This is a genomic window from Halomonas sp. H33-56, from assembly GCF_040147035.1.
GTDB lineage: Bacteria > Pseudomonadota > Gammaproteobacteria > Pseudomonadales > Halomonadaceae > Halomonas > Halomonas litopenaei.
In genome coordinates this window covers 3,655,241-3,668,181 of sequence record NZ_JAMSHP010000001.1, presented here as the reverse complement: position 1 = coordinate 3,668,181, position 12,941 = coordinate 3,655,241, and the positions used below count along the sequence as shown (strand labels likewise).

Below are 12,941 nucleotides of genomic sequence, written 5' to 3'. Positions count from 1 at the left end.
GAGGGCAGGGGGCCAATGCGCGTGAGGGCAGTCCTCAGGTGAAGGCCGAACTGGCATACTCGGGGAAAGGGCAGCGCGAACAAGGAGAGCGCCATGATCGACCTACGCAGCGATACCGTGACCCAACCGACCGAGGCCATGCGTGATGCCATGGCCATCGCTCCGGTGGGCGATGACGTCTGGGGTGATGACCCCAGCGTCGCCGCCTTCGAGGCTGAGGTGGCCGATCGCGCGGGCTTCGCCGCGGCGGCCTTCTTTCCCTCCGGCACCCAGAGCAATCTGACCGCCATGCTGGTCCACTGCGCGCGTGGCGACGAAGTGATCGCCGGGCAACGCTCGCACATCTATCGCGATGAAGGCGGCGGTGCCGCTGTCCTTGGCGGCATCCAGCCCCAGCCCCTGGCCCAGCAGGCAGATGGACGCATGGCGCTGGAGGATATCGCCGAGGCCATCAAGGGAGACGATATCCATCATGCGCGAACCCGACTGATCGCACTGGAAAATACCTTTCAGGGCCGGGTATTGCCCCAGGACTATGTGCAGGAGGTGACCGGCCTTGCCGCCGAGAGAGGCCTGGCCTGTCACCTCGATGGCGCCCGCCTGTTCAACGCCAGCGTCGCCACCGGCAAGTCGCTGGCGGAGCTGTGTGCCGGTTTCGATTCTGTATCGCTGTGCTTTTCCAAGGGGCTGGGCGCGCCGGTGGGCTCGTTGCTGGTCGGCGGCGAGCGCTTTATCGCCGCGGCCCGTCGCTGGCGCAAGACGCTGGGAGGCGGCATGCGCCAGTCGGGGCTGCTGGCGGCGGCCTGCCGGCATGCCTTGCATCACCATGTGGAGCGACTGGCCGACGACCACCGTCATGCCCGCCAGCTCGCCGAGTGGCTGGGTGGTATTGAAGGCATCGGGGTGGCAGGTCAGGCCACCAACATGGTCTTTCTCGACGTGCCGGCTCCTCACTGCGCCGCACTGGAGGGCTTTCTTGCCGAGCGTGGCATCTTGATCGCGGTGAGGCCGCGCACCCGCCTGGTGACCCATCTGGGGGTCAGCGAGTCGGATGTACGCCGAGTGGCGACGGAGATCGCAGCGTACTTTGCCTCTCTCGCACAGGAACCGATAACGGAGTAGGCAGAGTTTGGAAACAGCGTCCACTATATAGGCAGGGTGGGCGCCCAGCGCCCCCCATCCACAAGGATAACCTCGTCAGGAGCGGGCCATGGCCATCTATCGTCTGGGTAACCATTCCCCCCATATTCATCGCACCGTCTTCGTCGCCGAGAGCGCCGAGGTCATCGGCCAGGTGAAAATCCATGAAGACGCCAGCATCTGGTACCAGGCGGTACTCAGGGGCGACACCGAATCACTTGAAGTGCGTGAAGGCAGTAATATCCAGGATGGCGCCGTGCTGCATGCCGACCCCGGCTACCCGCTGTCGGTGGGACCGGGCGTCACGGTGGGGCACCAGGCGATGTTGCATGGCTGCACCGTGGGCGAGGGCTCGTTGATCGGCATCCAGGCGGTGGTGCTCAACGGCGCGGTGATCGGCAAGAACTGCCTGATCGGGGCAGGGGCGCTGGTCAAGGAAGGCGCCGAGATCCCCGACAACAGCCTTGTCGTCGGCTCGCCGGGCAAGGTGATCCGGCAACTGGACGACAAGGCCATCGCCGCACTCAAGACCAATGCCGAGGGCTACGTGACCAAGGCGCGGCTACATCGTACCCGGCTGGCTCGCATCGGCTAGGTCATCAGAGCCTGCGCTCTTCGACGTTTCGGACAGCGCCTGGCCCCCCTTCGCAAGAGGCCACGGACACTTCGCCGCGCTGTCTGTGGTCTGTGGGCAACTCGTCATCACCCTGGAGGGAGCAGCGTCCCCGGCCTAGAGATGTCGTCGGGTCGGCCTTCTGTGCCGCTTGACCCTGTGTGGACCGGGAGCCTTGTGCCTCAGCAACAGCATGGATTCCGAGGATCTCGCGCCGTTGGTAATCACCACGACGGCGATCACGGTGATCATGGCAAGCAGCAGATAGGACATCTGAATTTCCCCTGGTCGAGAGTCGTGGCCCTTGTCGAGGCCATGCGTGCGGGGGCGCTCACGAAGAGCCATCCCCTGGTCAGTACGAAGACAACGCGCCTTGCCTGTGAACCTGAAAGCAAGAATGCTGCACGTGCGTACTGCACTGAATTAACTCTAGGCGCAGGGTATAAGGGTCGCCATATCGGCACAGAGGTAGTCGAACTGTGCTTAGAGTGGCGCAGTTCTCGAGCAAAGGTGGCGCCTGTCGCCAACAAGAAGGGGGTGTCATCGTCGATGACACCCCCTTGTCGGTCAGCCAGGTGGCGCCTGGCTTGGCGTAGTGCCTACTGCAACAGCCCCATCAGCGGGTCGGAGATACCGACGACCTGCATCGCCACCAGCCCGATCAGCCCCGCCGCGAGCACATAGTAGATGGTCGGCAGGATAGTCTTGCGAATGGTGATGCCCTCGCGTCCCAGCAGGCCCACGGTGGCCGAGGCGGCTACCACGTTGTGGATGGCGATCATGTTGCCGGCGGCGGCGCCGACGGCCTGAAGCGCCACCATCAGCGCGGTGGACACACCGAGTTGCTGGGCCACGTTGAACTGGAAGTCTGCCAGCATCAGGTTGGACACGGTGTTGGAGCCGGCGATGAAGGCACCCAGCGCGCCGACGGCAGGAGCGAACAGCGGATAGATGTCGCCGACACCGTTGGCCACCGCGGTGGCCATGGCCACCGGCATGGAGGCCAGATCCGCGCCGTTGACGCCGGAGTTGATCAGAATGCGCACCATGGGGATGGTGAACACCAGCACGAAGCCGGCGCCCAGCAGGGTACGGCTGGATTCACTGAAGGCCGCCTTGAGCTGATTGCCGTTCATGCGATGCATCAGAGCGGTGATCAGCACCACCATCAGCAGGATTCCGCCGGGCAGGTAGAGTGGCTGCAGGCTGCCGGAGATACCGGCCTCACCCAGGATGTCGCTGAAGCCCAGGCTTACCGAGGTCAGTGCCTGCTTGAACGGCTCGATGGTACGTGACGCCACCAGCAGTACCGCCAGCAGCACGTAGGGCAGCCAGCCCATGAAGGTGCTCATCGGTGCGCGGCCCACGACCTCGTCGGCCTTGATGCTGAGCTTGCCGATCCAGTGGGCAGGCCAGCTGTCACTTTCCGGGAAGTCCCAGCTCTTTTCGGGAATCAGGAAACCGCGACGGGCGGCCGGGACCACGATGGCAAGGCCTACCATGGCGCCGATCATCGACGGGAATTCGGGGCCCAGGAAGACTCCAGCCAGGGCGTAGGGCACCACGAAGGCGACGCCTGCGAAGATCGCGAAGGGAGCAATCGCCAGGCCTTCCTTCCAGGAGCGGTTGGCACCGAAGAAGCGCACCATGACGCTGACCATGATCAGCGGCATCAGCACACCGACCACGGCATGCACCAGCGCGACTTCTCCGGCAATCAGGCGGAAGTACTCCATCCAGGTGGAGCCACCGGCTTCCAGCGTCTCGGTGATGCCGACCCTGTCCAGGCCACCGGCGACACCGACCACGATGGGGGTGCCGACAGCGCCGAAGGACACCGGAGTGGACTGGATCATCATGCCCACCACCACAGCGGCAAGTGCCGGGAAGCCCAGCGCGACCATCAGCGGGGCGGCCACCGCCGCCGGCGTGCCGAAGCCCGAGGCGCCCTCGATGAAGCAGCCGAACAGCCAGGCCACGATGATCGCCTGGACGCGGCGGTCCGGGCTGATGCCGGAGAAGCCATTGCGAATGGCGGCGATACCGCCGGAGTGCTTCAGGGTGTTGAGCAGCAGGATGGCGCCGAAGATGATCCACAGGATCGCCACGGTCAGGATCAATCCTTGCAGGGTCGAGGCCAGGACCCGTGTGAAGGTCATGTCCCAGGCCACCAGGGCAATCAGCGCGGTGACCAGAAAGACGATGGGCATGGCGACCTTGGCGGCCATGCGCATGCCGATCAGCAGGATGCCGGCCAGTATGAGCGGCACAAAGGCTATCAAGGCTAGAGTGGTGTCGGTCATGGTGTTGGGGTCTCTTGTCGTGTCCTTGTTTGTAATATCCGTTGTGTCGAAGTTGGCGGTCTCACGCCGGGGTAAGGCTCGGACAAGGCGGCACGATAAGCCGACTAGCGAAATCGTTCTAGACTGGGATATTGGTCAGACCAATACAGCGCTGATGACTCCTCGTCCGATCATTCTTCAAATTTATTGTTTAACAGTAGGTTAGAGTCGACAAAGACGCTGGAGGCGGGTGCGAACGAGGCTAGTTTCTTAGACTAATGGACAGGTTTGTCTCCATCCCTCAGGAAATCATGGCGTTGGCGAGGTGGGCGGTTGATGGCACTATCGGCAGACATTCCCCTTCTAGAGGTATCTGGCATGGCCCTGGTGATGTACGACCTGTGTGGCATCGATGAGTCACTGCGTTTTTCTCCCTTCTGCTGGCGAGCCAAGCTGGCCATCGCCCACAAGGGGCTCGAGGTGGAGGCGCGGCCCTGGTGCTTTACCGAAAAGGAAAAGCTCGAATTCACGGACCATGACAAGGTCCCGGTGCTGATCGATGGCGACGAAGTGATCACCGACAGTTTCGAGATCCTGCGTTACCTGGATCGTGCCTACCCTGAGGCCCCGACGCTGCTTGGCGGTCCCTTGGCCGAATCCCGCGCCCGCTTTTTCAAGCACTACAGCGAGCGCGCCCTGCAGTTGCCGATCCTGCGCACCATCGTGATGGACCTGATGAACGCCATCCATCCCAAGGACCGCGACTACTTCCGCACCACTCGTGAAAAACGCCTGGGCATGACGCTGGAGCAGTTCCATTCTCCGGCCAAGGGGCTCAGCCAGCTCGATAGCGCCCTGGAGCCCCTGCGTGGCCAGCTGTCGGGAAGCGACTTCATCGATGGCGATGCGCCCGGTGCGGCGGACTACCTGGTGTTTGCCAACTTCATGTGGGCGCGTTCGGTGTCCACAGCGGATCTGGTGTCCAATGCCGATCCGGTCTACGCCTGGATCGAGCGGATGCTTGATGCCAATGGCGGTGTCGGCCGCAACGCCGTGCGCATCTGTGATATCGAAGGCGCCTATCGCGCCTGACCCTTGCTGCCGAGCGAGGCGACGCCCTGATATCGTCGTCTCGCTCTTTGCTCGCTGCTTTGTCTCGCACTCTGCTCTCTGCTCTCTGCTCTCTGCTCTCTGCTCTCTGCTCTCGACTCTTGGCTCCTCGTTGCGCTTCCCTCCTCAGTTTCCTTCGGTAAGCCTTCGCCTTTAGTCTGCGGCGATCATGACCCCTCGGTTATTACCGCATGTCGATCATGGCTTTAGAGGATCGCCGGCAAGGGCCCTCGTCTTGGCTAATCTTGCAGATATCTTTTGGAAGGCCATCGGACAACGCTGCGGTAGCTGTACCGAGCTGGTGAATCTGCGTGCAAGTTGCTCCGGTGGCCCGTCGGAAATGGCGAAGCAGCGGTCTTGTGTTTGATGACGAAGCTGTCGATTGTCGCTACTGCCGATTGTCGCTGCTGTCGATTGTCTCTATCGGCGACCGTCGTTATTGGCGATTGTATTGGTCGTTATTTCTCACAAAAGCGTGTTTATTGTGCTTCTGGAGCTGGTGCCGCTGCTGTCATCAGAGCGTCAATCATCTACTGCTATGGTGCGAATGGTGCGCCGCTGGGCAGATGCTGAGAATGCTGGGTGACTTTACCCGCGTTAGTGCAATTAGTGGCTCGTATATGCCTTATGTGATGTTGCGGTGCAACAAGGTGCGTTCTAGTCTTCACATGCGAGACGATTCTGTGCTCGTTTGAAGACGATATGTAACCGGTGCAGCACAAGATACTGCCAGGCTGCCTCGTCTCGTCGTTGTTACGGCGGTCAGGCTGCCCGTGGGCCGAGCGTGCTGGCATACCTATAGGGAGTACCAACATGAGCGAGAACAAGGCAATGCCGACAATGGAAAACATGATCCCCTCCATGGACAAATTGTTGAGTCCGTGGCGTGAGGGGAGCCTGCTGACGCTGGAGTATTCCCAGAAGATGCTGGATGTGCGTTTCAAGACCATGGACTCCGCCATGAAGGCAGGTATCGCACAGGCCCGGTCCTGGTGCGAAGTGCGCGATGCCGAAAGTCTGAAGAACGCCAGCCAGTCCCAGCAGGAAACCCTGTCGGTGATCGGAGAGAGCCTGCGCGAGGAGAGCGAGACGTTGCTCAAGTTGAGCAAGGAGTACCAGGAAAAGTGTCAGGGAGTGGCCAAGGAAGCGCTGGATTCGGCCAAGGAGTAGCGGCGAAGCTGGTACGTTCTGGACGCCAGGGGCGTCGGCTGGAGACATCGGCTAGCGTCATCGTCGAGGAATATTGCCCGCAGACACGGCCCGGATACATGGCTCGGTGATATGGCTCGGCGATATGGCCCGGAGATATCGACGTCGACATGTCGATGATGACACCGGCAGGCTCAAGCAGAGATATCAAAAAAGAAGAATGGAGCCAGCAGGAACGTCACCAGCAAGCGTTTAGCTAGCAGGAAATTAGCTAGAAAGAGATTAGCTAGAAAGAGATTAGTCAGAAGTAAATAAAGCAGTAAAAAGGTGCCTGGCCCCGAGCGACAGGCGCTGCGCAAGTCGCGGAAAGGTGGGCACGAGCGTAATGGTCCCGCCTTGGGTGCAGTTTCAGCATGGTCGTGAGATGAGGTAGTGCAACTCAAGCGAGAGCGACGAGCCCCAGAAGTGAGGTAGCGCAACTCTACTGTCGTGCAGCTGGCAGGGCCCAGAGCATGACCCGGTGGTTCGCTGAACGTGGCCGATGGGCACCACGTGAAAGGGTCTGGTAGGCCGCCATCCACATGGGGCCGTTCGTCTACAACCAGCCCGGACGCGAAAAGCGTGACGATTTCAGGATGACGAGAGCGCCAAGGCCTCTGGTCATCGACGTAGGGTTTGGCGGCCGGTCACCAGGTGACCGGCCGTTTTTGTGTGCTTGCTACTTCAGCTAGCGCGATCTTCCAGTCGGAACCGAGCGATCCGATTGATCTGCACCACGGCTTCCTGCCTTTCCTGCTCGGCTGAGTTGTTCAGGCGCTGTTCGAAGGCGGCGAGGATGGTGTGCCGATTGCCGCCCTTGACCGCCATGATGAAGGGAATACCAAAACGCGCCTTGTAGCTTTCGTTGAGGCGGGTGAAGCGCTCCAGCTCCTCCGGGGTGCACTGGTCCAGCCCGGCCCCGGCCTGCTCGCGGGTGGAGTCGTTGGTCAACTCGCCTGCGGCGGCAGCCTTGCCGGCAAGATCAGGGTGCGCCCGGATGACCTGCAGCTGTTCCTCCGGGGAGGCGTCGCTGAGGACCTGGCCCATGTGCTCGGCAAGACGTACCGGGTCGTCATGCTGCTCGTTCAGGCCACGATCGAAGGCACGCTCCGCCACCCAGGGTGAGTGCTCGAAGACGTCTCCGTAGGTGGTCACGAATTGGGTCTTGTCCATCTGGCTGGGGCGTTGGGTGAGGCTAGGCATGGGGAGTGGCTCCTGTCATGACGGCAAGGTAGATGGGGACGAGCATAGCTCTGATGACTCGTTGGTGTCGGTCACACCTTGTTGGCAGCGGGCGTAGGCGCAGACGGCAAGAGGTCGGTCGAGCCTCTGTTGCTGTCGGCAAACACCAGGCAGCTATGCATGCTCAAACTGTATACAAAAAATAGTTTGAAATGTACTCTTAATTTGGTCAATGATGTATGTTGTCATGGTTCCACACCACCATGCACTGGTTCCGCCATGCCGGCATCGCTGAAGTCATCTTCGTGTTGCTGCAAGCCACGACCGGCGAAAGCCTCTGGCCAGGTGTGACGAGAGACGATGATGCTCCATATCAGTGATTCACTTTAGCCAGTCCAGGACTGGATACATTGACCCGCTGATCGACCCGCTGATGACCCGCGAGAGGGGAGGACACTTATGGGACGCCTGACCACCCATGTACTGGATACCGCGCTTGGCCGCCCAGGCCAGGGGATTCGTATTGAGCTCTTTCGCATCCTTGGCGACGAACGTCAGCGCCTCGGGGAGACGATGACCAACGATGACGGTCGCTGCGATAGCCCGATCCTCGAAGGCGACGACTTCGTCGAAGGAGAGTACGAACTGCTGTTTCACGCCGGTGACTATCTGCGCGCCCTGGGTGTCGAGGCCTCGGAGCCGCGTTTCCTCGATCGGATTCCCCTGAGATTCGGCGTGGCGGATGCCAGTGAGCACTACCATGTGCCGCTCTTGCTGTCGCCTTATAGCTACTCCACCTACCGCGGCAGCTGAGCGTCATCGAGCACGATCAACCAGGCAGCCATCGATACTGACTGCCTTCCAACAACAACTGAAGTCGGGATAGGGCCATGTCATCGTACCTGTTGGACGTGAGCAATTTTCTGCTGCGCTGGCTGCATGTCATCGCGGCCATCGCCTGGATAGGCGAGTCGATCTACTTTGTCATGCTGGACAACTCGTTGAAGACCCCCAAGGACGAAGAAGACCGCGGCAAGGGTGTGTTCGGCGAAATGTGGGCGGTCCACGGGGGCGGCTTCTACCACAATCAGAAATACGCCACGGCGCCGGCCAAGCTGCCGGACGATCTGCACTGGTCCTTTTGGAAGGCCTATACCACCTGGCTGTCCGGTTTTGCGCTGTTCGTGATTCTGTACATGGCCAACCCCAGTTTCTACCTGGTCAACCCCCAGAGTCCCTGGGAGTGGGCCGCCAACCTGTCCGGCTGGCAGGCCAATGTGGTGGCTCTGCTGTTCCTGCTCGGTGGCTGGGTCGTCTACAACGAGATGTGCAAGCGTGTCAGCCCCAACATGGAGCGCGATGGCCTCTTGAGCCTGGGTGTCGCCGTCATGATGGTGGTGGTGGCCTATCTCAGCGTGCATATCTTCGCCGGACGTGCCGCCTTCCTGCTGACCGGTGCCGTAATGGCCACCGCCATGTCCGCCAACGTCTTCTTCTGGATCATTCCGGGTCAGCGCCGCATGGTGAAGGCGATGAAGGCGGGCGAGACGCCCAACCCCCTGGACGGCAAGCGCGGCAAGCAGCGCTCGGTGCACAACACCTACTTCACCCTGCCGGTGGTGCTGCTGATGATCAGCAACCACTATTCCTTCGCCTATACCAGCGACTGGGCCTGGGTGATCATGGCGCTCTTGATCTTTGCCGGCGCCCTGATTCGCCAGTACTTCGTGCTGATGCACAGCGGTCAGCACAAGCCGAGCTACCCGGCAGCCGGGGTGGCGCTGATTCTGGTGGCCTTCGCGGTGGGGGCTCCGAGCCTGACGACCAGTCCGGCCCCCGACAACGCCAACAGCGGCAGCAGTGCACCGGTTGCATCCGACGCTTCGCCGTTGGCCCAGGTGCATGCCGTCATGCAGGAGCGCTGTGTCAGCTGCCACGCCGCCCAGCCCGCCCACGCCGGATTCACCGCTCCGCCCGCCGGTGTGGCGCTGGAAACCGAGGCCCAGGTCGAGCAGCAGAAGGCCGCGATCCAGCAGGTGGTCGCCAGCGGCTATATGCCGCTTGGCAACCTGACCCAGATGACCGACGAGGAGCGTGCTCTGGTCGCCAACTGGGGCGAATAGAGGCCAGGATGAGCCGCAGTTGCCCCGGCGAGACGCGGGGAGCTGCGGTTCTTTCCTGTCGGTATATCTCGTATACAATGGGGATATATTGCATCCGAGGACAGTGTCGATGAATCAGCGCGTGAAGCCTTCGCCCCCCGCCTCACCGGCCCCCAGACAGGGCAAGAACGGTGACGGCGCCGAGCGTCACGAGGCCATTCATCGCTCGATCAGCGACGCCATCATCGAGCACCGGCTCAAGCCGGGCGCACGTTTGCGCGAGGATGCCCTGTCCGAGGTGTTCGGGGTCAGTCGTACCGGCATTCGCAAGATCCTGCAGCGCCTGGCGCTGGAGCAGCTCGTCACGCTGACGCCACGCCGTGGCGCCAGCGTGACGCGTCCTACCGCTGACGAAGCCAAGGACGTGTTCGACGCCCGCCAGATGGTCGAGTGCGGGCTGATGTCGGATATCGCCAGGCGAATCACCCAGGACGACATCGTCACCCTCAAGGACATGGCCCAGCGCGAGCGGGAAGCGCTGCGCAGCGGTGAGCAGAGCGTCGCGATTCGTCTATCCGCCGACTTCCACACCTACCTGGCCAGGGTCTCCGGCAACCGCACCCTGGCGGATTTCGTCGAGCGCCTGTGTTCGCGCAGTTCGCTGATTCTGGCCGTCTATGGCAACGCCGGGCACCTGGGCTGCGAGTCACACGACCATCAGGATCTGATTCAGTACCTGGAAGACGGCAAGGGTGAGCGTGCCGCCGCCTTCATGGGCCGCCACCTCAAGGCCATCGAGGCCTCGTTGTCGATCGTCGAGGAAGAGGACGAGGCGCCCAACCTGTTCGATATCTTTGCGCCCTGACGCTCACCGCGTCTCTAGAATGCCTGGCTCCGAAACGACAAGGCTCCCGGCGATCGCCGGGAGTCTTGTTGCTGGTTGCTGGTTGCTGAGAGCTGCTCGAGGACGCTCGGCTGTCGGGCCTGGCCTCAGCTGGCCGTCACCGCCTGCTTGTGCTGGCGCATCAGCGCGTAGTAGATAGCGCCACCGAGTGCTGCCCCCATCATCCAGCCGAAGCCGGCCAGTCCTTGCAGGGCCGGCACCACTACCGTCGCCAGCGAAAAGATCGCGGCCAGCGCAAAGGCCACCACGGCGCGCAGGTTCCAGCCGTTGGTGTAGGTGTAGGCGTCGCCTTCACGGGACGAGAACAACGCCTGGACGTCGAGTCGGCGGCCCTTGATCAGGTAGAAGTCGACCACAATGATGCCGTAGAACGGAGCGACGATGGCACCCACGGCGTTGACGAAGCCGGGCACGCCGATCTGGCTGATCACCGAGACCCACAACGCGCCGACGAAGAACGCCACGCAGGCGGTGATCAGGCCGCCGACCTTGAAGCTGATCACCCGAGGAAAGAGGTTGGCCAGGTCGTAGGCCGGGGGAATGAAGTTGGCCACCAGGTTGATGCCGACGGTGGCGGCGAAGAAGGTGACCGCCGCCAGCAGCGTCAACGGCAAGGCGTCGACCCGTTCGACGATATCGGTGGGGTTGGTCAGGGCCTCGCCGAACAGCACCAGGGTACCGGCGGTGATGATCAGCGCGATAAAGGAGAAGAAGGCGACGTTGAGGGGAAGCCCCAGCAGGTTGCCAAGCTTCATCTGACGTTCGGTTCTGACGAAGCGGGTGAAGTCGCCGAAGTTGATCACCACGGCGGCGAAGTAGGCCACCATGGTACCGACGACGGCAGCGAAGGCGCCGATGCCACCACCGCCTTCCCCGCTGGCCGAGAAGATGGTGCCCACCGCCGGCAGCAGCTCGCTGCCGGCCTGCCACCAGACCACCACCATCAGCGCCACCATGACCACGTAGACCAGTGGCCCCGCCCAGTTGAGGAAGTGCTTGATGCGCTCGATCCCCGACCAGAAGATCGCGATCTGAAACAGCCACACCAGCACGAAGGACAGCCAGGCGACCGGTGACAGACCGAGTATGCCGGCCCCGCCGTCGGTACCGATCAGGGCGGTGATCATCAGGGTGACGGCGGTGGAGGCGAAGTAGGTCTGGACGCCGTACCAGAAGATCCCGACCAGGGCTCGCAACAGCGCCGGCAGGTTGGAGCCGCGCACGCCCAGGCTCGCCCGCACCATGACCGGGAAGGGGATGCCGTAGCGCACGCTGGGGGCACCGGTCAGATTGACCAGAAACATCACGATCACCCCGGCCAGGATGATCGCCGCCATCACCGCCCAGCCGCTCAGGTTGTAGGACAGAAACAGCGAGGCGGCCAGGGTGTAGCCGAACAGGCTCTGGATGTCATTGGACCAGACGTTGAAGATCTCGAAGGCGCCCCAGTTTCGCCGAGCGTGGGGCAGCGGGGCCAGGTCCTCGTTGTACAGGCCCGGATCGACCCGGGAGGTATCGAGGCTTAGATCGTCATGGGACATAAAGGTGTCTCTTTCTTGTTTCTGTTGTTGTTTCAGCCGTCGTGACTATTGATGCAAAGGACGCGCTCAGTCGCGGCCCAGGGCCGCGACCGCCGCCCTGGCCGCCGCACTGACGGCTATCACCAAGGGCACTTCGGTGCTGTCCTGAAGGCGAATGGCGGCATCTGACAAGGGCCCCCCGCCCATGATCACGGCTTCGGCGCCGTCTTCGCCGACCGAGGCCTCGATGGCGTCAGCCAGGGCGGTATCGAGTGCCTGCGGCGAGTCGAGCAAGGCAACCGGATCGCCGGGGGTGACGCGGGTGCCTCTGTACTGATCCTGATAGCCCAGAGCCTCGGCCTTGGCGGCAAAGGACTCGATCAGTGCCGGGTCCGGGGTGATGGTGGCGATACCGAAGGGGCGGCCATCGCGCGCTGCCTCGTGGAAGACCTCTTCGCCGATGCCGAATACTGGAATGTCGACGGCTTCGCGCAGTTGATCAAGTCCGGGATCGCTGAAGGCCGAAACGATAATGGCGCCGGTGGATGGGTCTTCGGCGGCCTGGCGGCCCAGTTCGACTACGCCTTGGCTCGCCGCGACCATATCCTCGGGGGTGGTCAAGAGGCGAGGCGCCGAGGTATTGCTGACCCCGACGACCCGCGCCTTTCCCTGGGTTTCGCGCTCGGCCAGCGCTGCCATGGCTTGGGTGGCGGTATCGCTGGAGTTGGGGTTGATGAGCACGATGGTGCTCAGGGGTGCCGATGCTGGTTTTTCGGCGTTGGCCATCGGCGCAACAGCCATCATCAGGGCGAGCCCGGGAACGGCGACAGCCTGGAGCAGGGAAGGAAGAGAGAGTGTCATCTTGTTGTCCTCGGAATTCGACGAGTGCGAGGCGCCCGA

General features: G+C 62.2%; 11 protein-coding genes. 7 read left to right on the top strand and 4 right to left on the bottom strand.

All coding sequences use genetic code 11. The annotated features are described in order from the left end of the window. Nucleotides 1–93: 93 nt before the first annotated feature. Together ltaE and NFH98_RS15625 are read left to right on the top strand one after the other, a co-directional pair. Entirely contained in the window at nt 94–1,122 is a 1,029-nt protein-coding gene (gene ltaE / locus NFH98_RS15630; protein ID WP_045991731.1) for a low-specificity L-threonine aldolase, read from the top strand. Between the two features lie 88 nt (nt 1,123–1,210). Then, nucleotides 1,211–1,735 (top strand): gamma carbonic anhydrase family protein, encoded by a 525-nt coding sequence (locus NFH98_RS15625; protein ID WP_045991732.1) that lies wholly within the window; start codon nt 1,211–1,213, stop codon nt 1,733–1,735. 617 nt (nt 1,736–2,352) lie between these two features. Here the strand turns inward: NFH98_RS15625 and NFH98_RS15620 are convergent. Continuing rightward, the gene (locus NFH98_RS15620) at nt 2,353–4,056 is read right to left on the bottom strand and encodes an L-lactate permease (RefSeq protein WP_108132428.1); all 1,704 of its coding nucleotides are present in this window, start codon (nt 4,054–4,056) and stop codon (nt 2,353–2,355) included. Between the two features lie 357 nt (nt 4,057–4,413). On the opposite strand from NFH98_RS15620, the gene NFH98_RS15615 reads away from it, so the two are divergent. Continuing rightward, nucleotides 4,414–5,127: a glutathione S-transferase N-terminal domain-containing protein gene (locus NFH98_RS15615; RefSeq protein ID WP_108132429.1), complete on the top strand. Its 714-nt coding sequence runs from the start codon at nt 4,414–4,416 to the stop codon at nt 5,125–5,127. 831 nt (nt 5,128–5,958) lie between these two features. After that, nucleotides 5,959–6,315 carry a hypothetical protein gene (locus NFH98_RS15610; RefSeq protein WP_045991735.1) on the top strand — a complete coding sequence of 119 codons (357 nt, stop codon included), beginning with the start codon at nt 5,959–5,961 and terminating at the stop codon, nt 6,313–6,315. 702 nt (nt 6,316–7,017) lie between these two features. Here the strand turns inward: NFH98_RS15610 and uraD are convergent. Continuing rightward, entirely contained in the window at nt 7,018–7,536 is a 519-nt protein-coding gene (gene uraD, locus NFH98_RS15605; RefSeq protein ID WP_045991736.1) for a 2-oxo-4-hydroxy-4-carboxy-5-ureidoimidazoline decarboxylase, read from the bottom strand. Nucleotides 7,537–7,974: 438 nt separating this feature from the next. Here uraD and uraH point away from each other — a divergent pair, with 438 nt between their 5' ends. The 3 genes from uraH to NFH98_RS15590 all read left to right on the top strand — a co-directional run bounded on the left by uraH (nt 7,975) and on the right by NFH98_RS15590 (nt 10,482). Then, complete coding sequence (gene uraH / locus NFH98_RS15600; RefSeq protein ID WP_045991737.1) at nt 7,975–8,328, top strand: hydroxyisourate hydrolase; 354 nt, start codon at nt 7,975–7,977, stop codon at nt 8,326–8,328. Nucleotides 8,329–8,405: 77 nt separating this feature from the next. Beyond that, nucleotides 8,406–9,638, top strand: a complete 1,233-nt coding sequence (locus NFH98_RS15595; protein WP_349622926.1) for a urate hydroxylase PuuD — start codon at nt 8,406–8,408, stop codon at nt 9,636–9,638. A gap of 109 nt (nt 9,639–9,747) precedes the next feature. Next, nucleotides 9,748–10,482, top strand: coding sequence for a GntR family transcriptional regulator (locus NFH98_RS15590; protein WP_083970245.1), 735 nt, complete (start codon nt 9,748–9,750; stop codon nt 10,480–10,482). 125 nt (nt 10,483–10,607) lie between these two features. Here NFH98_RS15590 and NFH98_RS15585 read toward each other — a convergent pair whose 3' ends face one another. Further along, nucleotides 10,608–12,062, bottom strand: coding sequence for an NCS1 family nucleobase:cation symporter-1 (locus NFH98_RS15585; protein WP_222515977.1), 1,455 nt, complete (start codon nt 12,060–12,062; stop codon nt 10,608–10,610). 66 nt (nt 12,063–12,128) lie between these two features. Beyond that, nucleotides 12,129–12,902: an aspartate/glutamate racemase family protein gene (locus tag NFH98_RS15580; protein WP_222515976.1), complete on the bottom strand. Its 774-nt coding sequence runs from the start codon at nt 12,900–12,902 to the stop codon at nt 12,129–12,131. Between the last annotated feature and the right edge of the window lie 39 nt (nt 12,903–12,941).

Excerpts from the sequence above, each read along its gene's own strand:
- ltaE (WP_045991731.1), top strand. The coding sequence starts at position 94 with ATGATCGACCTACGCAGCGATACCGTGACCCAACCGACCGAGGCCATG.
- NFH98_RS15625 (WP_045991732.1), top strand. The coding sequence starts at position 1,211 with ATGGCCATCTATCGTCTGGGTAACCATTCCCCCCATATTCATCGCACC.
- NFH98_RS15620 (WP_108132428.1), bottom strand. The coding sequence starts at position 4,056 with ATGACCGACACCACTCTAGCCTTGATAGCCTTTGTGCCGCTCATACTG.
- NFH98_RS15615 (WP_108132429.1), top strand. The coding sequence starts at position 4,414 with ATGGCCCTGGTGATGTACGACCTGTGTGGCATCGATGAGTCACTGCGT.
- NFH98_RS15610 (WP_045991735.1), top strand. The coding sequence starts at position 5,959 with ATGAGCGAGAACAAGGCAATGCCGACAATGGAAAACATGATCCCCTCC.
- uraD (WP_045991736.1), bottom strand. The coding sequence starts at position 7,536 with ATGCCTAGCCTCACCCAACGCCCCAGCCAGATGGACAAGACCCAATTC.
- uraH (WP_045991737.1), top strand. The coding sequence starts at position 7,975 with ATGGGACGCCTGACCACCCATGTACTGGATACCGCGCTTGGCCGCCCA.
- NFH98_RS15595 (WP_349622926.1), top strand. The coding sequence starts at position 8,406 with ATGTCATCGTACCTGTTGGACGTGAGCAATTTTCTGCTGCGCTGGCTG.
- NFH98_RS15590 (WP_083970245.1), top strand. The coding sequence starts at position 9,748 with ATGAATCAGCGCGTGAAGCCTTCGCCCCCCGCCTCACCGGCCCCCAGA.
- NFH98_RS15585 (WP_222515977.1), bottom strand. The coding sequence starts at position 12,062 with ATGTCCCATGACGATCTAAGCCTCGATACCTCCCGGGTCGATCCGGGC.
- NFH98_RS15580 (WP_222515976.1), bottom strand. The coding sequence starts at position 12,902 with ATGACACTCTCTCTTCCTTCCCTGCTCCAGGCTGTCGCCGTTCCCGGG.